Raw genomic sequence first — 22417 nt, forward strand, 5'->3', positions numbered from 1 at the left:
CAATTGAAAAAGGCGCCGCACGAATGCGGCGCCTTTCATCTGACGGAGACGGCGCGGGAGAGGTTCAAACTCCTGCGCCGGGCCTCAGCCGGCGTCGATCAGCGCCTGCACCTGAGCAATACGGCTGTCGAGGGTGGCGCGGTCTGCGCAGCGCAGCGTGGCGTGACCGACCTTGCGACCGGCCTTGAAGGCCTTGCCGTAGTGGTGCAGGTGGCAATCGTCGATAGCCGCCACTTTATCCACAGCCGGTACGCTGCCGATGAAGTTGAGCATGGCGCTCTCGCCGACCTTGGCGGTCGAGCCCAGCGGCAGGCCGGCGACGGCGCGCAGGTGGTTCTCGAACTGGCTGCACTCGGCGCCTTCGATGGTCCAATGCCCGGAGTTGTGCACGCGCGGGGCGATCTCGTTGGCCTTCAGGCCACCATCGACCTCGAAGAACTCGAAGGCCAGCACACCGACGTAGTCGAGCTGCTTCAGCACACGGCCGACGTAATCCTCGGCCAGCGCCTGCAGCGGGTGCGCGGTGCTGGCGATCGACAGGCTCAGAATGCCGCTGTAGTGGGTGTTGTGCACCAGCGGGTAGAAGCGCGTTTCGCCATCACGGCCGCGCACGGCGACCAGCGACACTTCACCGCTGAACGGCACGAAGCCTTCGAGGATGCACGGCACGCTGCCCAGCTCGGCAAAGGCGCCAGCCACGTCTTCGGGCTTGCGCAGGACCTTCTGGCCCTTGCCGTCGTAGCCCAGGGTGCGGGTCTTCATCACCGCCGGTAGGCCAATGCTGGCAACGGCCGCATCGAGGTCAGCCTGGGACTGGATATCGGCGAACTCGGGCGTGGGGATGCCCAGGTCCTTGAACATCGACTTCTCGAACCAGCGATCACGGGCGATGCGCAGCGACTCGGCGCTCGGGTACACCGGCACGAACTGGGACAGGAAAGCCACGGTTTCCGCCGGCACGCTCTCGAACTCGAACGTCACCAGGTCGACCTCGTCGGCCAGCTGGCGCAGGTGATCCTGATCGCCGTAATCGGCGCGGATGTGCTCGCCCAGGGCTTGCGCACAGGCGTCCGGCGCCGGGTCGAGAAACGCGAAATTCATCCCCAGCGGAGTGCCCGCCAGGGCCAACATGCGGCCGAGCTGGCCGCCACCGATTACGCCGATCTTCATCACTGTGCCCTCGGGTCCGGGTTTTCCAGCACGGTGTTGGTCTGCTCGTCGCGGAACTGCTTGAGCGCCGCGTGGAACTGCGGGTGCTGATGACCGAGGATGCTCGCCGCCAACAGCGCGGCGTTGATGGCGCCGGCCTTGCCGATGGCCAGGGTGGCCACCGGAATACCGGCCGGCATCTGCACGATGGACAGCAGCGAGTCGACGCCCGAGAGCATGGACGACTGCACCGGCACGCCGAGCACCGGCAGGTGGGTCTTGGCAGCGCACATGCCCGGCAGGTGGGCAGCGCCACCGGCACCGGCAATGATCACCTGGATGCCACGGTCCTCGGCTTCTTCGGCGTACTGGAACAGCAGGTCCGGCGTGCGGTGGGCGGAAACCACCTTCACTTCGTTGGGGATGCCCAGCTTGTCGAGCATCTCGACGGTATGGCTCAGGGTGCTCCAGTCGGATTTGGAACCCATGATTACGCCAACCAGTGCGCTCATCGTCGTGCCTCTCTACGTCTCGGGCGCAGGGCGCCATGTCGATTGATCGGGCGCTTGGCGCCGCGGCAGAAACAACAAACCACGCGGAAGGCGTGGTTTGCGCAAATCGGCAATTATACTGCAGTCGCGCACAAATCGATAACCGACCGCCTGTCGGCCGGTGGCGCCATGGGCACCGGAATTTGTCCTGGAGCAATATCCGCCCTGCCGGGCCTTCCATACTGGGGTTCCTATCGAGGAGGATCGCGCCATGCAGCAGACCATGAAAGCCGCCGTCGTCCATGCCTTCGGCGAGCCCCTGCGGCTCGAGGAGGTGAAAGTGCCCCTGCCCGGCCCCGGGCAGATACTGGTGAAGATCGAGGCGGCGGGCGTTTGCCACACCGACCTGCACGCCGCCGACGGGGACTGGCCGGTAAAGCCCAGCCTGCCGTTCATTCCAGGCCATGAAGGCGTCGGCTACGTGGCCGCGGTCGGTGCCGGCGTGACCCGGGTACGCGAAGGCGACCGGGTCGGCGTGCCCTGGCTGTACACCGCTTGCGGTTGCTGCGAACACTGCCTGACCGGCTGGGAAACCCTCTGCGCCGATCAGCAGAACACCGGTTACTCGGTCAACGGCAGCTACGCCGAATACGTGCTGGCCGACCCCAACTATGTAGGCATCCTGCCCAAGACCGTCGAGTTCGCCGAGATCGCGCCGATCCTCTGTGCCGGCGTCACCGTCTATAAAGGCCTGAAGGTGACGGGTGCCCGGCCCGGCCAGTGGGTGGCGATTTCCGGCATCGGCGGCCTCGGTCACGTGGCGGTGCAGTACGCCCGCGCCATGGGCCTACACGTGGCCGCCATCGACGTGGACGACGCCAAGCTGGCGCTGGCCAAAAAGCTCGGCGCCAGCCTGACCATCAACGCTCGCCAGGAAAACCCGGCCGAGGTCATTCAGCGCGACATCGGTGGCGCCCACGGCGTGCTGGTCACCGCCGTATCCAACAGCGCCTTCGGCCAGGCCATCGGCATGGCCCGGCGGGGCGGCACCGTCGCCCTGGTGGGGCTGCCACCCGGCGACTTCCCGACGCCGATCTTCGATGTGGTGCTCAAGGCCATCAGCATCACCGGCTCCATCGTCGGCACCCGCGCGGATCTGCAGGAGGCGCTGGACTTCGCTGGCGAGGGACTGGTGAAGGCGACAATCCACCGTGACCGGCTGGACAACGTCAACGGCGTGCTCGAACAGATGCGTGCGGGGCAGATCGAAGGCCGGGTAGTGATGCAATTCTGATCGTGGCGTCTGACAGCGCGGAACGGGCTCACATCACGCGCTGTCAGACGCAGTTAGAATCGCCTCATCACCCACCAAAGGACCATGCCATGACACGGCTGTCGCTGCTTATCGCCTCAACCTTCCTGACCTTCAATGCCAGCGCTCTGGAGCTGGCGAAATATCCCAAGGCCTTCGCCGCCGACAAGGGCGTCAGCGTCGTGGTCGCGCCCAGCAGCGACGAGAAGCAGGCCCTCGTGCAGATCAGCGGTATCAACCATCCGCTCGATGAAGTGGTGCTGCTGACCGACGTCAACGCGCGCAGCCAGGACGAAAGCGATTACGCCACCACCCTCGATGGCAGCGCCTACGTACTGGTTGGCCAGCGCCAGGAATGGGGCGGCGAGTCCTACCAGCTGTACCTGCCGGGCAACCGTGAGCCGCTGTACCTGAGCTTCGACGAGAAGGCCAGCAAGGCGGTCAAGCCGGCCGAGCTGCTGGCGCTGTACGAGAAGCAGAAAAAGGATGGCGTGCAGGACAAGCTGGCCAAGTTCGACCGCGAGAAGCGCCAGCAATACCACGTCGAACGCCTGCAGCAGATGGACAAGGAGGCGTCGGCCAGCTGCGGCACCGACCTAAAGACCGAGGTCAACTGGCAGGCCCTGGACGAGCCGCTGCTCAAGGAGCTGAGCGTGTCCGGCTACTGCGGCGAGGTGGTCAACCAGATGAACAACCTGTGCAGCAGCTCGCCAGAATTCAAGGAGCAGGCCGCCAAACTCAATACCGTCGAGTGCAGCTTCGGCAAGGAAATGAAGATCCGCGAGCAGGGCAATCGCATCCTGTTCACCACCGAGCGTGACGCCGCCAACCAGGGCGAATTCATTAACGCCTTCCTACGTAACCGCTAGTAAACGTCCCCCGGTGGGCGGCCAGCATGGCCGCCCGTTTTCATTCGGAAATCCGAACGCCTTCAGGTCGAAAAACCGAACAACCGACCGCCCCGCCCTGCCTACCCTCGCAAACTAAAAATTAAAAGCCTTTAAATTCATAAACTTGCGCACTAATCATGGCGCCGAGAAGGTCTGGCACACATCCTGCTCTCTACCTGTCAGGAAAGCGATAGCCGCTCCACATGGAGGTACGTACCTCGCCGTACGTCCTCAATAACAACAACACCGAGGAAATCGACCCATGCGTATCGTCCCCCGCGTACTGGCTGTAGCCGTTGCCGCCACCCTGATGTCCAGCCCGGTTTTCGCCGCCGAACTGACCGGCACCCTGAAGAAGATCAAGGATTCGGGCACCATCACCCTGGGCCACCGCGACTCGTCCATCCCCTTCTCCTACTACGGTGACACCTCCAAACAGCCGGTTGGCTACTCCCACGACCTGCAACTGAAAGTGGTCGAAGAGCTCAAGAAAGAGCTGGAGATGCCTGACCTGAAAGTGCGCTACAACCTGGTCACCTCCCAGACCCGTATCCCCCTGGTGCAGAACGGCACCGTGGATCTGGAGTGCGGCTCCACCACCAACAACGTCGAGCGTCAGCGCCAGGTCGACTTCTCCGTCGGCATCTTCGAAGTGGGTACCCGCCTGCTGACCAAGAAGAGCAGCGGCGTGAACGATTTCGAAGACCTCAAGGGCAAGAACGTGGTGACCACCGCCGGCACCACTTCCGAGCGCCTGCTCAAGGCCATGAATGCCGAGAAGAAGATGGGCATGAACGTGATTTCCGCCAAGGATCACGGCGAGTCCTTCCTGATGCTCGAGTCCAACCGCGCCGTGGCCTTCATGATGGATGACGCCCTGCTGGCCGGCGAAATGGCCAAGGCCAAGAAGCCGGACGACTGGCATGTGGTCGGCACCCCGCAGTCCTTCGAAATCTACGGCTGCATGGTTCGCAAGGGCGACGAAGGCTTCAAGAAGGTGGTCGACAAGGCCATCTCCGACACCTTCGCTTCGGGCGAAATCAACGACATCTACAACAAGTGGTTCCAGCAGCCGGTTCCGCCAAAAGGCCTGAACCTCAATTTCCCGATGAGCGAAGAGCTGAAGAAGCTGATCGCCAATCCCACCGACAAGTCTGCCGAGCAGATCTGACGGTGTGATGCCACGCCCCTTTCACGAGAAGGGGCGTAGCGGGAACCCGGAGTGGCCGGCGGCCTCTCCATCCATTTCCTGACGAAGCCAAAAATCGTTCGCTGACGCGGATGCGGGAAGCTGTTGCCCGCCGCCGGCTTCGCTGCGTCCACTCACCTGAGGGGAAACCCGATGAACTACAACTGGGACTGGGGCATCTTCTTCAAGTCCACCGGCATTGGCGATGAAATCTACCTGGAGTGGTTCATCACCGGTCTGGGCTGGACCATCGCCATCGCCCTGGTCGGCTGGCTGATCGCCCTGTCGCTTGGCTCGCTGCTCGGTGTGATGCGCACCGTGCCGAACCGCCTGATCTCCGGGATCGCCACCGCCTATGTGGAGATCTTCCGTAACGTACCGCTGCTGGTGCAGCTGTTCCTCTGGTACTTCCTGGTGCCGGACCTGCTGCCCGAGCCGCTGGAAATCTGGTTCAAGCAGGACCTCAACCCGGCTACCTCGGCCTACCTGAGCGTGGTCGTATGCCTGGGCCTATTCACCGCCGCCCGCGTCTGCGAGCAGGTGCGCACCGGCATCCAGGCACTGCCCAAGGGCCAGACTGCGGCGGCCTATGCCATGGGCTTTCGCCTGCCACAGATCTATAAAAATGTACTGCTGCCCCAGGCCTACCGGATCATCATTCCGCCGCTCACCAGCGAGTTTCTGAACATCTTCAAGAACTCCTCGGTGGCTTCGCTGATCGGCCTCATGGAGCTGCTCGCGCAAACCAAGCAGACCGCCGAATTCAGCGCCAACCTGTTCGAGGCCTTCACCTTGGCGACGCTGATCTACTTCACCCTGAACATGAGCCTGATGATGATCATGCGCATGGTCGAGCGTAAGGTCGCCGTACCGGGCCTGATTTCCGTGGGAGGCAAATGATGGACTTCAGTCAGATCATTCCCGCTCTGCCAGGCCTCTGGGAAGGCATGGCCATGACCCTGCAACTGATGGTCATGGGCGTCATCGGTGGCGTGGTTCTCGGCACCCTGCTGGCGCTGATGCGCCTGTCGAACAGCGTGCTGCTGTCCAAGATCGCTGCCACCTACGTCAACTATTTCCGCTCGATCCCGCTGCTGCTGGTGATCACCTGGTTCTACTTCGCGGTGCCGTTCATCCTGCGCTGGATCACCGGTGAAGACACCCCCGTGGGCGCGTTCGCGTCCTGTCTGGTGGCCTTCATCATGTTCGAGGCGGCGTACTTCTGCGAAATCGTCCGTGCCGGCATCCAGTCGATTCCGCGCGGCCAGATGGGCGCGGCCCAGGCACTGGGCATGAGCTACGGCCAGACCATGCGCCTGATCATCCTGCCCCAGGCGTTTCGCAAGATGACTCCGCTGCTGCTGCAGCAGAGCATCATCCTGTTCCAGGACACCTCGCTGGTTTACACCGTCGGTCTGATGGACTTCCTCAACGCCGCCCGCTCGCGCGGCGACATTCTGGGTCAGCCCCATGAATTCCTGATCTTCGCCGGCCTGGTCTACTTCACCATCAGCTTCGCTGCCTCGCAGCTGGTCAAGCTCCTGCAAAAAAGGTTAGCCGTATGATTTCCATCAAGAACGTCAACAAGTGGTATGGGGACTTCCAGGTGCTGACCGACTGCACCACGGACGTCAAGAAAGGCGAAGTGGTCGTGGTATGCGGGCCGTCCGGTTCGGGCAAGTCGACCCTGATCAAGTGCGTCAACGCCCTGGAGCCGTTCCAAAAGGGCGACATCGTGGTCGACGGCACCTCGATTGCCGACAAGAAGACCAACCTGCCGAAACTGCGCTCGCGCGTCGGCATGGTGTTCCAGCACTTCGAGCTGTTCCCGCACCTGACCATCACCGAAAACCTGACCATCGCGCAGATCAAGGTGCTTGGCCGCAGCAAGGAAGAAGCCACCAAGAAGGGCCTGGCCCTGCTCGAGCGCGTCGGCCTCAAGGAGCACGCCCACAAGCATCCGGGTCAACTCTCCGGTGGCCAGCAGCAGCGTGTGGCCATCGCCCGCGCCCTGGCGATGGATCCGGTGGTGATGCTGTTCGACGAACCGACCTCGGCGCTCGACCCGGAGATGGTCAACGAAGTGCTCGACGTGATGGTGCAGCTGGCCCACGAAGGCATGACCATGATGTGCGTGACCCACGAGATGGGCTTCGCCCGCAAGGTCGCCGACCGGGTGATCTTCATGGACGCCGGCAAGATCGTCGAGGACTGCCCCAAGGAAGAGTTCTTCGGCGATATCAGCGCCCGCTCCGACCGCGCCCAGCAGTTCCTCGCCAAGATCCTTCAGCATTGATGCGCCAGGCCCGCTATCGCCTTGATAGCGGGCCTTCTAGACTCGACAAGCACAATAAAAATCGAGGTTCCATCATGCGTGTTCTGCACTTCAAAACCCTGACACTCAGCGTCGCCATCGCCGCCTGCAGCAATGCCGTGCTGGCCGCCAATCTGGACGGCGGCGCGGTCGCCGCGCCTGACGAATACGCCGCCAAGGTGGCCGCCGATATCCTCAAGAAAGGCGGCAACGCGGTCGACGCCGCCGTCGCCACCGCCTTCACCCTGGCCATCACCTACCCCGAAGCCGGCAACATTGGCGGCGGCGGTTTCATGACCCTGTTCATGGACGGCAAGCCGTACTTCCTCGACTACCGGGAAACCGCGCCCAAGGCCGCTACCAAAACCATGTACCTGGACGACAAGGGCGAGGTGATCGAAAACCTCAGCCTGGTCGGCGCCAAGGCCGCCGGCGTGCCCGGCACGGTGATGGGTCTGTGGGAAGCCCACAAGCGCTTCGGCAAGCTGCCGTGGAGCGAGCTGCTGACGCCCGCCATCGGCTACGCCAACAGCGGCTTCAAGGTCGCCGACCAACAGTTCCAGTACCGCGAAGACGCCATCGGCCTGTTCAACGGCAAGACCAACTTCACCGCACACTTCGGCAGCATGCGCCCGGGGGAAACCTTCAAGCAGCCGCTGATGGCAGCGACCCTGGAGCGCATTGCGGCCAATGGCCCGGATGAGTTCTACAAAGGCAAGACCGCCGACCTGCTGGTCGCCCAGATGCAGCACGACGGCGGGCTGATCACCAAACAGGATCTGGCCGACTACCGCGTCAAATGGCGCGAGACGATGCGCGTCGACTGGCAGGGCAACAGCCTGTACACCGCGCCGCTGCCCAGCTCCGGCGGCATCGCCCTGGCCCAGCTGATCGGCATCAAGGAGCAGCGCGCCGCCGACTTCAAGGGCGTCGAGCTGAACTCCGCGCGCTATATCCACCTCCTGGCCGAGATCGAGAAACGGGTGTTCGCCGACCGTGCCGATTACCTGGGCGACCCGGACTTCTCCAAGGTACCGGTCGCCAAGCTGGTCGACGCCAGCTACCTCAAGCGCCGCGCCGCCGAGGTCAACCCGACCGCCATCTCGCCGACCGAGAAGGTTCGCCCCGGCCTGGAACCGCACCAGACCACGCACTTCTCCATCGTCGACGCCGACGGCAACGCGGTCAGCAATACCTACACCCTCAACTGGGACTTCGGCAGCGGCGTGGTAGTCGAAGGCGCCGGCTTCCTGCTCAACGACGAGATGGACGACTTCAGCTCCAAACCTGGCGTGGCCAATGCCTTCGGTGTGGTCGGTAGCGATGCCAACGCCATCGAGCCGGGCAAGCGCATGCTGTCGTCGATGAGCCCGAGCATCGTCACCCGTGACGGCAAGGTCAGCCTGGTGCTGGGCACGCCCGGCGGCTCGCGGATCTTCACCTCGATCTTCCAGGTGCTCAACAACGTCTACGACTTCAAGTTGCCTCTGGAGAAGGCTGTAGCCGCCCAGCGCGTGCACCACCAGCTGCTGCCCAAGGACACCATCTATTACGACGCCTACGCGCCGCTCACCGGCAAGGTCGCCGACGAGCTGAAGGCCATGGGCTACGTGCTCGAAGACCAGGGCTGGAACATGGGCGATATCCAGGCCATCCGCGTCGACGGGCGCAGCCTGCAAACCGCTTCCGACCCCCGCGGTCGCGGTGTCGGCATGGTGGTCAAACCCTGAGCGGCATGGCATGACTCACGTTTCACGGCACCGCTGCGCCCGCAGCGGTGACCGATCCGCCCTGCCCTTGCGCGGGCTGGCTCGGTCGCGGTGACTGTGATGCAATGCGTGTCCATCAGTCTCCCTGGGGTGCCGCCCGCCTTGGCTGCCAAACCGCGCTACGTCCGCCACCTGTCACTGACCCTGCTGATGCTGGCGCTGGTGGCTGCCTGTGGTTACGCCGGTTACTACCTGAGCGAACAGTCGGGTATCCGCAGCCTGGTCGACAGCGGCGAGCGCCAGCTCGAGCTCAACGCCCGGGCAGTGGAAAGCGAGATCAACAAGTACACCTACCTGCCCAGCCTGCTGGAGCTCGAATCCAACGTCAGCCGCCTGCTGCTGACGCCCGACGCCTACCGGCGCCAACGCGTCAATGACTACCTCGAAGGCCTCAACCAGCGCAGCGGCAGCCTGGCCATCTACGTGATGGACACCGAAGGCCGGGTGCTGGCCACCAGCAACTGGCGCCAGGCCGACAGCTACCTGGGCGAGGACCTGTCGTTTCGCGCCTATTTCCAGGATGCGCTGAAAGGCGAACAAGGCCGCTTCTACGGCATCGGCAGCACCACCGGCGAGCCAGGCTACTACCTGTCCCATGGCCTGCGTGCCAACGGCCGGATCATCGGCGTGGCGGTGGTCAAGGTGCGCCTCGACCCACTGGAGCAGCGCTGGCAGCGGGCGCGACTGGAAGCCTACGTCAGCGACGAGAACGGCATCATCATCCTTTCCAGTGATCCGGCGCGACGGCTCAAGGCCGTGCGCCCACTCAATGCCGACACCAAGGAACGCCTGGCGCGCAGCCTGCAATATCACTGGTCGTCACTCGACGAGCTGATGCCTCTGGCACGCGAGGCGCTGGCCAATGGCGTCGAGCAGGTCAGCTTCGCGGGCCATAACGCGCAGGATGCCAGCGAGGTTACCAACTATCTGGCCCAGAGCCGCCCGCTGGAAGACACACCCTGGCACCTGACCCTGCTCAGCCCGCTGCAGGACCTGCGCCGCGAAGCGGTCAGCCACGGCATGCTGGCCGCCGCCGCCTTCGCCCTGCTGGCCTTTCTGCTGATCGCCTGGAACGAGCGCCGCAAGGTGATCGCCACCCGTCTGGCCGCCCGCGAAGCCCTGCAGCGCGCCAACAGCGAGCTGGAGCGCAAGATCACCGAGCGTACCGCCGACCTGCGTGCCAGCAACGAGCGCCTCAAGGCGCAGATTCGCGAACGCCGCCAGGCCGAGCAAACCCTGCGCCTGGCCCAGGACGAGTTGGTGCAGGCCGGCAAGCTGGCGGTCATCGGGCAAATGTCCACCAGCATCGCCCACGAGCTCAACCAGCCGCTGGCGGCGCTGCGCACGTTGTCCGGCAACACTGTGCGTTTCCTGTCCCGCGGCGCCTATGACGTGGCCACCACCAACCTGCAGACCATCAACGAGCTGGTCGACCGCATGGGCAAGATCACCGGCAGCCTGCGCGCCTTCGCCCGCCGCGCCAACGATGGCGGCGAAGCCAGCCTGAGCAAGGCCGTGGACGCCGCGCTGCAGGTCGTGCAGCCGCGCCTGGAGCGCACGCCACTGACCATTCACCGCGAGTTCGCCGACGCACGCCTGGCGATCAACCAGACCCGCCTGGAGCAGATTCTGGTCAACCTGATCGCCAACGCCGCCGATGCCATGAGCGCCCAGGCAGATCGCCAGCTGTGGTTGCGGGGCAGCGCAGAGGGCGAGCGCTATCGCCTGCGCGTGATCGACAACGGTCCCGGCATCGCCCCCGAAGACCGCACCCACCTGTTCGAACCCTTCTTCACCACCAAGCCCGGCGAGCAGGGCCTGGGGCTTGGTCTCACGCTGTCCGCCAGCCTCGCCGCGGCTGCTGGCGGCAGCCTCAGCGCCGACCATCCGCCCGAGGGCGGCACCGCTTTCGAACTCAACCTGCCGCAGGTTGCCGCTGCTTTGGAGACACCCGATGAATGACGACCTCACCGTGCTGATCGTCGAAGACGACCCCCACGTGCTGCTCGGTTGCCAGCAGGCCCTGGCCCTGGAAGACATTCCCTGCGAAGGCGTGGGCAGCGCCGAAGACGCCTTGCAGCGCATCGGCGCGGACTTTCCAGGCATCGTCATCAGCGATATCCGCCTGCCCGGCATGGATGGTCTGCAGCTGCTCGGCGAGCTCAAACGCCGCGACCCGAGCCTGCCGGTGGTGCTGATCACCGGCCACGGCGACATCGGCATGGCGGTCGGCGCCATGCGCGACGGCGCCTACGATTTCATGGAAAAGCCCTTCTCGCCCGAGCGCCTGGTCGACGTCGCCCGTCGCGCGCTGGAGCAGCGCAGCCTGGCCCGCGAGGTGTCGTCGTTGCGCCGCCAGCTGGCCGGCAAGCAGGCCCTGGAGCAGCGCCTGATCGGCCGCTCGCCGGCCATGCAGCAACTGCGCGAACTGATCGCCAACGTCGCCGATACCTCGGCAAACGTGCTGATCGAAGGCGAAACCGGCACCGGCAAGGAGCTGGTCGCCCGCTGCCTGCACGATTTCAGCCGCCGGCAGAGCAAGGCCTTCGTGGCACTCAATTGCGGCGGCCTGCCGGAAAACCTGTTCGAGAGCGAAATCTTCGGCCACGAAGCCCACGCCTTCACCGGCGCCGGCAAGCGCCGTATCGGCAAGATCGAGCACGCCAACGGCGGCAGCCTGTTTCTCGACGAAATCGAAAGCATGCCGCTCAACCTGCAGATCAAACTGCTGCGCGTGCTGCAGGAACACAGCCTGGAGCGCCTGGGCTCGAACCAGCCCATCGACGTCGATTGCCGGGTGATCGCCGCCACCAAGGCCGACCTTGACGAAGCCGGCAAGGCCGGACTGTTTCGCAGTGACCTCTACTACCGCCTCAACGTGGTGACCCTGGAACTGCCGCCGCTGCGCGAACGCCGCGAAGACATCGCCGTGCTGTTTGAGCACTTCCTGCAGCTCTCGGCCCTGCGTTTCGACCGCGCCGCGCCGGAGCTGGACCGCCACACCCTGGCCGCGCTGATGGCCCACGACTGGCCCGGCAACGTGCGCGAGCTGCGCAATGTCGCCGAGCGCTTCGCCCTCGGCCTGCCGGCCTTCAAGAAAAGCGGCGCCCAGGAAGGCAACGCCGCCACCTTCGCCGAAGCCGTGGAAGCCTTCGAACGCAACCTGCTGGTCGACGCCCTCGAACAGCACGCCGGCAACCTCAGCCAGGCCGCCCAGGCCCTCGGAATGGCCAAGACCACGCTGTTCGACAAGGTGAAGAAGTACGGACTGGGGTAAAAGCCGAGCAACTATCTAAAGATCACTGTGGGAATCTCTGGTCGCGCCACTTCTAGCCCTCCTCCCGCCCCACACCCCCTTCCAGCTTGCGCCACAAAAGCCGCACCGCCGCCTTGCGCGACATGCTCCAGCGGTACAGTCGGATCTCCAGCGGGATGTGCCAATGCTCCTTGCCGCACACCACCAGTTCGCCCCGCGCCAGCTCGGCGTTCATCGACAGGCGCGGTACCCAGGCCACGCCCAGGCCTTGCAGGGCCATAGCCTTGAGGCTGTCGGCCATGGCCGTTTCGTGCACGGTGGTCGAGCGCAGGGCGCGCTGGCGCAACAGCAGGTTCACCGAACGGCCCAGGTAGGTGCCGGCGCTATAGGCCAGCAGCGGTACGCTCTGCCCGGCGTCCAGATCGAACAATGGCGTGCCCTGCTCGTCCACGGCGCATACCGGCAGCATCTCGCTGACGCCCAGGGGTAGCGACGGAAACAGATCGGGGGCCAATTGCACGGCGGCGTCCTGGTCGTGATAAGCGAGGATCAGGTCGCAGGTGCCTTCGCGCAGCGAGTGCACCGCCTCGCCGACGTTGGTCGCCACCAGTCGGGTGGTCAGCGGCAGGCCGTCACGGCGCAGGCGGGCGATCCATTCCGGGAAAAAGCCGAACACCAGTGAGTGTGCCGCGGCGATCTGCAGCGCCTCGCCCTGCTGCCCTTCCAGGTGATGCAGGTGGCGCACTACTTCGCCGAGCTGTTCGACCATGCTGCGCGCGGTGAGCAGGAACAATTGGCCGGATTCGGTCAGCTCGATCGGCGTGCGCGAGCGGTTGACCAGGGTCAGGCCGAGCGCCGCCTCCAGGCTCTGGATGCGCCGGCTGAAGGCCGGCTGGGTCACAAAGCGCTTTTGCGCCGCGGCGGAAAAGCTGCGCGTGGCGGCCAGGGTGACGAAATCTTCCAGCCATTTGGTTTCCAGGTTCATGGGCGTCCTCGCCTCGCGCAGCGCAATGCACACGTTTGGTGCAAAGAATTGGTCACAGCTACATTATGCCGATTGCGCATAGCCCAGCAAACAACAGCATTGGCCGCCAACGCTCCACAACCCTTATTCTTTGGCCCATCGCGGTATCTTCCGCCCAATCAAGAGAATTGAGACATCATGTCCGCTGCTGCATCGTTCCGCGTCGAAAAAGACCTGCTTGGCACCCTCGAAGTCCCGGCAGAAGCCTACTACGGCATCCAGACCCTGCGTGCGCTGAACAACTTCCGCCTCTCCGGCGTGCCCCTGGCCCACTACCCGAAACTGGTCGTGGCCCTGGCGATGGTCAAGCAGGCCGCCGCCGACGCCAACCGTGAGCTGGGCCACCTGCCCGCCGAAAAACACGCGGCGATCAGCGAAGCCTGCGCACGCATCATCCGCGGCGATTTCCACGAGCAGTTCGTGGTGGACATGATTCAAGGCGGTGCCGGCACCTCGACCAACATGAACGCCAACGAGGTGATCGCCAACATCGCCCTGGAAGCCATGGGTCATGCCAAGGGTGAATACAAGCACCTGCACCCGAACAACGACGTGAACATGGCGCAGTCGACCAACGACGCCTACCCGACCGCCATTCGCCTGGGCCTGCTGCTCGGCCACGACACCCTGCTGGCCAGCCTGGACAGCCTGATCCAGTCGTTCGCCGCCAAGGGTGAGGAATTCGCCCATGTACTGAAGATGGGCCGCACCCAGCTGCAGGACGCCGTACCGATGACCCTCGGCCAGGAATTCCGCGCCTTCGCCACCACCCTGGGTGAAGACCTGGCGCGCCTGCGCAGCCTGGCACCGGAGCTGCTGACCGAAGTGAACCTGGGCGGCACCGCCATCGGTACCGGCATCAACGCCGACCCGGGCTACCAGCACCTGGCCGTGCAGCGCCTGGCGCTGATCAGCGGCCAGCCACTGGTGCCGGCCGCTGACCTGATCGAAGCCACCTCCGATATGGGCGCCTTCGTGCTGTTCTCCGGCATGCTCAAGCGCACCGCGGTCAAGCTGTCGAAGATCTGTAACGACCTGCGCCTGCTGTCCAGCGGCCCGCGCACCGGCATCAACGAGATCAACCTGCCGGCGCGTCAGCCGGGCAGTTCGATCATGCCGGGCAAGGTCAACCCGGTGATCCCGGAAGCGGTCAACCAGGTCGCCTTCGAAATCATCGGCAACGACCTGGCGCTGACCATGGCAGCCGAAGGCGGCCAACTGCAGCTCAACGTCATGGAGCCGCTGATCGCCTACAAGATCTTCGACTCGATCCGCCTGCTGCAACGCGCCATGGACATGCTGCGCGAGCACTGCATCAACGGCATCACCGCCAACGAAGCCCACTGCCGCGCCCTGATGGAGAACTCCATCGGCCTGATCACCGCGCTCAACCCCTACATCGGCTACGAGAACTCCACCCGTATCGCCAAGGAAGCGTTGATCAGCGGCCGCGGCGTGCTGGAGCTGGTGCGTGAAGAGCAACTGCTGGACGACAGCACCCTGGCCGAGATCCTGCGCCCGGAAAACATGATCGCTCCGCACCAGCTCAAGCCCCTGACCCCGCCAGCCAAGGACGCGGTCGAGCAGCAGCGCTAAGGTCTGTTGAGGTTGCAGCACAAGCCGCGCTGCAACCTTGACTGCACCACTAGACCCGAAGCCCCGTACCGTTCAGCGGTACGGGGCTTCGCTTTGTTAGGGATTGATTGCCGTTTGCCCGCGCGCAGGCTAAAAGAGCGGCAGTCCTAACAAAGAGAAGTCGCCAATGACCAGCAAATCCGCATGGCTGCTGTGCCTGCTGTCCATCTGCGGGGCATTCGCCCTGCCTGCCCATGCCGAGTTGCCGCCGGGTTATCAGGTGGTGCTGCAGACGGAAAACTTTCCGCCATTCAACATGGCGGACAACGAAAAGAACTTCGCCCGCGACGCCAATATCCAGGGTGTCAGTACCACCATCGTGCGCGAGATGTTCAAGCGCGCCGGCATCGACTACAGCCTGACCCTGCGCTTCCCCTGGAGCCGCATCTACGACGCCACCCTGGCCAACGCCAACCACGGCCTGTTCTCCACGTCGATGAACGAGGCGCGGCGCCCGCTGTTCAAGTGGGTCGGGCCTATTGCCAAGGTCGAGCGCGTATTGCTCGCTGCGCCCGGCTCCAACATTCCCAACCTGACAGGCCTGGAACAGGCACGCCAGTACCGCATCGGCAGCTACAAGGACAGCGCCGCCGCCCAGGCGCTGGAGAAGGCCGGCCTGCAGCCGAACAACACGCTGCGTGACCAGGAGAACATCAGCAAGCTCACGGGCGGCAAGATCGACCTGTGGGGCACCACCGATCCGGTGTGGCGCTACCAGGCCCGCCAGGAGGGCGTGACCGGCCTGCGCAACGTGCTGACCTTCGACCGCGCCGACCTCTATCTGGCCCTCAATCTGGATACACCGGACGAAGTGGTCACCCGCCTGCAACAGGCGCTCGATCAGATGAAGACCGAAGGCTACGGCACCTGCAACAAGCACCCGGAACTGTGCTGAGCATCGCGCCGCGGCCTCCTCACACCGCACTCTAGAACGCACACAGCACGCAAAAGCTCCAGACCGGTTCACAGTCTGGGGCTTTGCTCGTGACGACTCATTGCCGTTTGTGCAGCGGCGCGCTAAAAGGGCGGCGGCCTAACAAGGAGTCGTTCCGATGAGAGTCAACACCGCATGGTTTGCCGGCCTGCTGACCATTTCCAGCCTGTTCGCCCTGCCCGCCTACGCCGAGCTGCCAGCGGACTACAAGGTTGTGCTGCAGACCGAGAATTTCCCACCGTTCAACATGGCCGAAGGCGACAAGAACTTCGCCCGCGACGCCAAGATCCAGGGCGTCAGCACCACCATCGTGCGCGAGATGTTCAAGCGTGCCGGCATCGACTACACCATGACCCTGCGCTTCCCGTGGAGCCGCGTATACGACGATACCCTGGCGAATGCCAACTACGGGCTGTTCTCTACCGCGATGAGCGAGGCGCGCCGCCCGCTGTTCAAGTGGGTCGGGCCGATCGCCAAGGTCGAAGGCGTACTGCTCGCTGCGCCGGCTTCGAAGATCGAAAACCTGAGCAGCCTCGAGGAGGCCGCCAAGTACCGCATCGGTGCCTACAAAGACGGCGCGGTCAGCCAGAGCCTGGAGCGCGCCGGCCTGCAAGCGACCAACGCCCTGCGCGATCAGGAGAACATCGCCAAGCTCACCGGCGGCAAGATCGACCTGTGGGCCACCACTGACCCAGTATGGCGCTACCACGCCCGCCAGGCCGGCGTGACCGGCCTGCGCACCGTGCTGGTCATCGACCGCTCGGACATGTACCTGGCGCTCAACCTGGAGACGCCAGACGAAGTGGTCACCCGCCTGCAACAGGCCCTCGACCAGATGAAGAACGAAGGCTACGGCACCTGCAACAAGCATCCGGAGTTGTGCTGATAGCCACTGCAAGGGCATGCCTTCACAGATAAAGCCAATAGCGGTCGGTGAGCAGAGTTCATTTTGTAGGAGGGGCTTTAGCCCCGAGCGTTATTAGGGTGCAAAGAGCTCGCGGCTAAAGCCACTCCTATGCATTGCGCACACGGCGGCTCTCGTCTTGAAATAGATCGTAGGGTGGGTGAGCGGCGCCAAACACAAGCTGCCGATGGCAACGCTCTCGGCACGCCGCGTAACCCACCGAGCGATATATAGCGTTGTGCCCGTGGTGGGTTACGGCGCGCCAAAAACCTCAATCATGCTCAGAACGTAACAAGCGCCTCCACCCACCCTACGACGCGTGCGCAGCCGCTCGGGCTGTAGGATGGGCGCCAGCCCATCAAGGTGTACTCCCCATACCGCCTCACTCCACCTCGAACAACCCTTCACGCACCGGCGCATGGGCCAGGCGCTGGCGGATGTCTTCGTCGATACGCGGGTCGTCCGGCTGGTAGAGCATCACCTGGCGGTAGGTGCTGATGCGATTGATCTCGGTGCCGAGAAATTCCCAGACCACCCGGGTACACGCCGGCGTACGTCGGTCGCCGCTGGATACCCCGGTCTTCAGGCCGTTAAGACGGGTGATGCGGCTCTTGAAGCTGGGGATCAGGATGGTCTGGCTCATCTCGTTGACGGTCAGCGACTCGTAGTCGATGAGAAACAGCCGGTCTTGCAGCTGAAAGGCAGCGCCCAGGTAGCGGCAGCGCGCCGAGTCGTCGGCCAGCCCGCCTGTGGATAACACCTGACGCTCCTGGCGCTCGAACATGAAGTTGCCGCCCTCCTCACGCATGTGCACCAGCGACAGCAGGATGGTGCCCGGCACCGACATGCAGTTGGCGTATTCGAAGTAATAGCCGCAATAACGCGACAGGTCACCGGAGCTATCACGTAACGGCTGTAACAACGCGTGTAACGGATCCTGCTGCGCCGGTGCGCCGATCTGGGTGCCACGGGCGCCGATCAGGCGCGCGAACTGCTCACCCGGCAGGCCCAGTTCGTAGCCCTCGACACCGAAGAAATCCCCAATCCTTTTGAGGTTATAGGCCGTGGGCTGGCTCTCTCCGGAGAGGTACTTGTTGAACTGGGCGCGGTTGATGCCGACCTTGCGGCACACCTCCGCAATGGACCGGTAGTGGCTGCAGAGCAGCCGCAGATTCTCACCGAGGTGACTGGACATGATGGGCTCAGATGATGCGAGTGACGTGATTCTAGCATCAGGTCGCATCACTTAGTATCGACCCGCGAAATTGTTCGAGGGGTCACCTTGCTCAAACATTAGCCACCGCATCTCGCGTCAGCGTTCGCCTGCGAACAATCACAATAAGAATCGAGGATTCTCATCATGCTCGAAGTACTGAACGACTTCCTTTCCGGGAAAGTGTTGATCGTGCTTATCGTCGGCCTGGGTAGCTACTTCACCCTGCGTTCGCGTTTCGTCCAGTTCCGCCATTTCGCCCACATGTTCAGCGTGTTCAAGGACTCGATCCGCAGCAGCGGTGGCCAGCTCAGCTCCTTCCAGGCCCTGATGCTCAGCCTCGCCGGCCGCGTAGGCGCCGGTAACATCGCCGGTGTCGGCATCGCCGTGACCCTCGGCGGCCCGGGCGCCGTGTTCTGGATGTGGGTGACCGCGCTGGTCGGCATGTCCAGCAGCTTCTTCGAATGTACCCTGGCTCAGGTCTACAAGCGCAGCGACGGCGATGGCCTGTACCGCGGCGGCCCGGCCTACTACATCCAGCACGGCCTGAAGCTGCGCTGGATGGCGATGGTCTTCGCCGTGCTGCTGCTGGTCACCTACGGCTTCGCCTTCAATGGCCTGCAGTCGTTCACCGTGACCCACTCGCTGGAAAACGCCTTCAACATCCCGGTTCAATACAGCGGCATCGCTCTGGCCGTGCTGCTGGGCCTGGTGTTCATCGGCGGTATCAAGCGCATCGCCTCGGTGTCCGACCTGCTGGTTCCGGTCAAGACTCTGGCCTACATCGCCGTCACCGTGTACGTGATCATCAGCCAGATCGAGCTGGTGCCGGGCATGCTGGCCACCATCGTCAAGAGCGCCTTCGGCCTAGAGCCGGCCTTCGCCGGCCTGCTGGGCAGCGCCATCGTCATGGGTGTCAAGCGCGGCGTGTTCGCCAACGAAGCCGGCCTGGGCAGCGCCCCGAACGTGGCTGCCGTGGCCTCGGTCAAGCACCCGGCCGCACAGGGCGTGGTTCAGGCATTCAGCGTGTTTCTCGACACCTTCGTGATCTGCACCTGCACCGCGCTGCTGATCCTGCTGTCGGGCTTCTACACCCCGGGCTTCGAAGGTGACGGCATCGTCCTGACCCAGAACTCCCTGGCTGCAGTGGTCGGTGACTGGGGCCGCACGTTCATCAGCGTCGCGCTGAGCCTGTTCGTGTTCACCTGCATCCTCTACAACTACTACCTCGGCGAGAACGCGCTGCAGTTCCTGGTTGGCCGCAGCAAGGTCGCCCTGCTGGCCTACCGTGGTCTGGTCCTGGCACTGATCTGCTGGGGTTCGATGCAGAACCTGGGCACCGTATTCGCCTTCGCTGACATCACCATGACCTGCCTGGCGTTCGTCAACCTGACCGCCCTGGCCATGCTGATCAAAGTGGGCCTGCGCGTCATGAAGGACTACGACGAGCAGCGCAAGGCCGGTATCCACCAGCCGGTGTTCGACGGCTCCAAGTTCGCTGACCTGGACCTGGATCGCGCCTCCTGGCCGACCGCCAAGCCGGCCGTTGACGCTCAACCGCAGGGCGCGCCGGAACTGCTGTCGACTCAGCGCTGAGTCGCACCGCCTGATCGGATGGCGCGCCACGCGCCATCCGATCCCGCCGCCCGCAGGCGGCTTTCCTTTTCTTGCCGATGCCCTCTCTCGGAGACGAGCGAGCCGGGATCGGCTTGGCCTGGAGATTGCCTCCCAGGTCTTTCACGAGTGGCGATCAGATGTATCCTGCCCCTTTCCATACCCATTCTTTCAATAAGGAAAAAGGCATGCCTGCCGTACAAAAACTCCTCGTGCTGTATACCGGCGGCACCATCGGCATGCAGGCCAGCGCCAACGGTCTGGCCCCTGCCTCCGGCTTCGAGGCACGCCTGCGCGCACAGCAAGCCGAGCAGCGCGAACAGGTGCCGAGTTGGGTATTTCGCGAGCTGCTGCCGCTGATCGACAGCGCCAACATGACCCAGGCCAACTGGCTGGCGATGGTCGCGGCGATCCGTCAGGCCGTCGAGCAAGACGGCTGCGACGGCGTGCTGGTACTGCACGGCACCGATACCCTGGCCTACAGCGCCGCGGCCCTGAGCTTTCTGTTGCTGGGCCTGCGGGTACCGGTGGTGATGACCGGCTCGATGCTGCCGGCCGGCGCCGACAACAGCGACGCCTGGCCCAACCTGTTTGGCGCCATGCAGGCGCTGCACGACGGTGTGGCAGCGGGCGTGCACCTGTACTTCAACGGTGCCCTGATGCACGGCGCGCGGGTCAGCAAGCTGAGCAGCGATGCCTTCGATGCCTTCCAAGTCGTACCGCGCCTGCGCCAGGGCGAGCGCCTGGCCGAACTGCCTGCGCATATCGACTTCCGCCAGAGCCGCCAGGCGGTCAACCTGCTCGCCCTGCCGCTGGTGCCGGGCCTGCGCGCCAGCCACCTGCGCGCCCTGCTGGACAGCGGCGTGCAGGGTTTGCTGCTGGAGTGCTACGGCAGCGGCACCGGCCCGTCGGACAACGCCGAACTGCTCGACGTACTGCGCGAGGCCCACGGCCGCGGCGTGGTGCTGGCAGCGATCAGCCAGTGCGCGCGCGGCCATGTGGAATTCGGCGTCTACGCCGCCGGCAGCCAGCTGGCCTCGGTGGGCCTGATTTCGGCGGGCGGCATGACCCGCGAAGCGGCGCTGGGCAAACTGTTCGCCCTGCTCGGTGCCGGCCTGGCACAGGACGAAGTGGAGCGACTGTTCAGCCTCGACCTGTGTGGCGAGCGTGTGGAGTAAGGCATGGATTAGGGTGCGACGAGCCGGTATAGTCGCGCCCCGCTGACAGTAAGCCAGCGTCTATTCCCCTTATTCACAAGGACGTTCCATGCCTTTGTTCCGCTCCGCCGTATTCCTCCTGCTCGCCCTGGCCATCACGGGCTGCTCGACCAAAGCCTTCTTCAAACTGCCGGAAAACAGCACCGTTGCCATCAACGAGCGCGCCGAGCAGCACCCGCAAGGCCTGGTCAAGATTCGTCCGTTCTTCTGGAACCGCGCCGGTGGCGTGCCGTACAAGCTGACCAGCACCACCACTGGCCAGCCGATCTCCGAGGGCAAACTGAGCACGCGCTTTCGCGTCGTGTCGATCTTCTGGCCGCCGTACAGCATCATCTACTGGCCGATGGGCTTCCGTCACCCATGCTATGACCTGACCGCTCCGGTGGCCGGCACCTGCAGCGACCAGGACCTGAAGATGCTGCGCAAAGCGCAACGCGACGCCGAGTAAACCGCGCGGCTGCCGCTCAGGCAGCCCACACCTGCCGGGATCGAAGTGCGCTTCGATCCGGCTTCCTCAGAATACCGACCAGCCGATCCGCTCGCTGAGCACTTCCAACGCGGCCATACCCGCCAGGGAATTGCCCGCCTTGTTGAGCCCCGGCGACCATACGCAGATGGTGTACTGCCCCGGCACGATGGCGACGATGCCGCCGCCCACGCCGCTCTTGCCCGGCAGGCCGACGCGGTAGGCGAAGTTGCCGGCTTCGTCGTAAAGCCCGCTGGTGGCCATGATCGAATTGACCTGCTGGGTCTGCCGGGCGCTGAGAATCTGCTCGCCGCTGTGTTTGCAGAAGCCGTCGCGTGCCAGGAAGCAGAACGCCTTGACCAGGTCCACACAGCTCATGCTCAGGGCGCAGTAGCTGAAGTAATTGCGCAGCACCATCTCGACGTCGTTGTGGAAATTGCCGAAGGACTGCATCAGGTAGGCCATCGCCGCATTGCGCGCGCGGTGCTGGTATTCGGATTCGGCGATATGGCGGTCGATCACCACATGGGGGTTGCCCGACAGGCGCCGTACGAAATCGCGCATCGACAGCGCCGGGGCGGCGAAGCGCGACTGGTTGATGTCGCTGATCACCAGGGCACCAGCGTTGATGAACGGGTTACGCGGCCGGCCGTTTTCCAGCTCCAGCTGCACAAGGGAGTTGAACGGCTGGCCCGAAGGCTCGTGGCCCAGACGTTCCCAGATGCTCTCGCCGGAATGCTGGATGGCCTGCACCAGGCTGAACACCTTGGAAATGCTCTGGATCGAGAACGGCGTGTGCGCATCACCGGCGGTGAACAGCTCGCCATCGTTGCCGTAGACGGCGATACCGAGCTGATCCACCGCCACATCGGCCAGGGCAGGAATGTAGGTGGCGACCTTGCCCTGGGCGATCAGAGGGCGGACCTGGTCGAGGATTTCATTCAACAACGCTTGCATGGACACGCTCGCAATCCGGCCCGGCGGCTGCCGGGCTCAATCAGCCATAGACGCCACGACTGACCCGCAAAGCACAGCGACGT

General features: G+C 64.1%; 20 protein-coding genes. 15 read left to right on the forward strand and 5 right to left on the reverse strand.

Annotated elements, in window-relative coordinates; genetic code table 11:
• Positions 1–84 precede the first annotated feature (84 nt).
• Together BM279_RS03200 and purE are read right to left on the reverse strand one after the other, a co-directional pair.
• Positions 85–1170, reverse strand: a complete 1086-nt coding sequence (locus tag BM279_RS03200) for a 5-(carboxyamino)imidazole ribonucleotide synthase (protein WP_093500855.1) — start codon at positions 1168–1170, stop codon at positions 85–87.
• Entirely contained in the window at positions 1170–1661 is a 492-nt protein-coding gene (gene purE / locus BM279_RS03205; RefSeq protein WP_093500857.1) for a 5-(carboxyamino)imidazole ribonucleotide mutase, read from the reverse strand. The genes BM279_RS03200 and purE overlap by 1 nt, the downstream gene beginning before the upstream one ends.
• A gap of 250 nt (positions 1662–1911) precedes the next feature.
• Between purE and adhP the strand changes: the two genes are divergently transcribed.
• The 9 genes from adhP to aauR all read left to right on the forward strand — a co-directional run bounded on the left by adhP (position 1912) and on the right by aauR (position 12391).
• The gene (gene adhP / locus BM279_RS03210) at positions 1912–2934 is read left to right on the forward strand and encodes an alcohol dehydrogenase AdhP (protein WP_093500859.1); all 1023 of its coding nucleotides are present in this window, start codon (positions 1912–1914) and stop codon (positions 2932–2934) included.
• Between the two features lie 89 nt (positions 2935–3023).
• Complete coding sequence (locus BM279_RS03215; RefSeq protein WP_093500861.1) at positions 3024–3821, forward strand: hypothetical protein; 798 nt, start codon at positions 3024–3026, stop codon at positions 3819–3821.
• Positions 3822–4104: 283 nt separating this feature from the next.
• On the forward strand, positions 4105–5013 hold the full coding sequence (locus BM279_RS03220; RefSeq protein WP_013793458.1) for a glutamate/aspartate ABC transporter substrate-binding protein: 909 nt from the start codon (positions 4105–4107) through the stop codon (positions 5011–5013).
• Positions 5014–5184: 171 nt separating this feature from the next.
• Entirely contained in the window at positions 5185–5931 is a 747-nt protein-coding gene (locus BM279_RS03225) for an amino acid ABC transporter permease (protein WP_093500863.1), read from the forward strand.
• Entirely contained in the window at positions 5928–6596 is a 669-nt protein-coding gene (locus tag BM279_RS03230; RefSeq protein WP_178109863.1) for an amino acid ABC transporter permease, read from the forward strand. Before BM279_RS03225 ends, BM279_RS03230 begins: the two co-directional genes overlap by 4 nt.
• Positions 6593–7327: an amino acid ABC transporter ATP-binding protein gene (locus tag BM279_RS03235; RefSeq protein WP_013793461.1), complete on the forward strand. Its 735-nt coding sequence runs from the start codon at positions 6593–6595 to the stop codon at positions 7325–7327. Before BM279_RS03230 ends, BM279_RS03235 begins: the two co-directional genes overlap by 4 nt.
• Positions 7328–7401: 74 nt before the next feature.
• Complete coding sequence (gene ggt, locus BM279_RS03240; RefSeq protein ID WP_093500867.1) at positions 7402–9075, forward strand: gamma-glutamyltransferase; 1674 nt, start codon at positions 7402–7404, stop codon at positions 9073–9075.
• A 99-nt stretch (positions 9076–9174) separates the two neighbouring features.
• Positions 9175–11076 (forward strand): sensor histidine kinase, encoded by a 1902-nt coding sequence (locus BM279_RS03245; protein ID WP_093500869.1) that lies wholly within the window; start codon positions 9175–9177, stop codon positions 11074–11076.
• Positions 11069–12391 carry a two-component response regulator AauR gene (gene aauR, locus BM279_RS03250; RefSeq protein ID WP_093500871.1) on the forward strand — a complete coding sequence of 441 codons (1323 nt, stop codon included), beginning with the start codon at positions 11069–11071 and terminating at the stop codon, positions 12389–12391. Before BM279_RS03245 ends, aauR begins: the two co-directional genes overlap by 8 nt.
• Positions 12392–12443: 52 nt before the next feature.
• Here the strand turns inward: aauR and BM279_RS03255 are convergent, their stop codons facing one another.
• The gene (locus BM279_RS03255) at positions 12444–13355 is read right to left on the reverse strand and encodes a LysR substrate-binding domain-containing protein (RefSeq protein ID WP_093500873.1); all 912 of its coding nucleotides are present in this window, start codon (positions 13353–13355) and stop codon (positions 12444–12446) included.
• Positions 13356–13532: 177 nt separating this feature from the next.
• On the opposite strand from BM279_RS03255, the gene aspA reads away from it, so the two are divergent.
• From aspA to BM279_RS03270, 3 genes are all read left to right on the forward strand, one after another.
• On the forward strand, positions 13533–14990 hold the full coding sequence (gene aspA / locus BM279_RS03260) for an aspartate ammonia-lyase (protein WP_093500875.1): 1458 nt from the start codon (positions 13533–13535) through the stop codon (positions 14988–14990).
• Positions 14991–15156: 166 nt separating this feature from the next.
• Positions 15157–15924: a substrate-binding periplasmic protein gene (locus tag BM279_RS03265; RefSeq protein WP_093500877.1), complete on the forward strand. Its 768-nt coding sequence runs from the start codon at positions 15157–15159 to the stop codon at positions 15922–15924.
• Positions 15925–16081: 157 nt separating this feature from the next.
• A complete protein-coding gene (locus BM279_RS03270; RefSeq protein ID WP_093500879.1) occupies positions 16082–16849 on the forward strand; it encodes a substrate-binding periplasmic protein in 768 nt (255 codons plus the stop codon).
• Positions 16850–17249: 400 nt separating this feature from the next.
• Here the strand turns inward: BM279_RS03270 and BM279_RS03275 are convergent, their stop codons facing one another.
• Entirely contained in the window at positions 17250–18062 is an 813-nt protein-coding gene (locus BM279_RS03275) for a helix-turn-helix domain-containing protein (RefSeq protein ID WP_093500881.1), read from the reverse strand.
• A 165-nt stretch (positions 18063–18227) separates the two neighbouring features.
• Between BM279_RS03275 and BM279_RS03280 the strand changes: the two genes are divergently transcribed.
• From BM279_RS03280 to BM279_RS03290, 3 genes are all read left to right on the forward strand, one after another.
• A complete protein-coding gene (locus BM279_RS03280; RefSeq protein WP_093500883.1) occupies positions 18228–19676 on the forward strand; it encodes an alanine/glycine:cation symporter family protein in 1449 nt (482 codons plus the stop codon).
• A gap of 206 nt (positions 19677–19882) precedes the next feature.
• On the forward strand, positions 19883–20872 hold the full coding sequence (locus BM279_RS03285; protein WP_093500885.1) for an asparaginase: 990 nt from the start codon (positions 19883–19885) through the stop codon (positions 20870–20872).
• Between the two features lie 88 nt (positions 20873–20960).
• Positions 20961–21359, forward strand: coding sequence for a hypothetical protein (locus tag BM279_RS03290; RefSeq protein WP_093500887.1), 399 nt, complete (start codon positions 20961–20963; stop codon positions 21357–21359).
• A 66-nt stretch (positions 21360–21425) separates the two neighbouring features.
• Here the strand turns inward: BM279_RS03290 and glsB are convergent, their stop codons facing one another.
• Entirely contained in the window at positions 21426–22334 is a 909-nt protein-coding gene (glsB, locus tag BM279_RS03295; RefSeq protein ID WP_093500889.1) for a glutaminase B, read from the reverse strand.
• Between the last annotated feature and the right edge of the window lie 83 nt (positions 22335–22417).

The organism is Phytopseudomonas straminea (assembly GCF_900112645.1).
GTDB classification, from domain to species: domain Bacteria; phylum Pseudomonadota; class Gammaproteobacteria; order Pseudomonadales; family Pseudomonadaceae; genus Aquipseudomonas; species Aquipseudomonas straminea.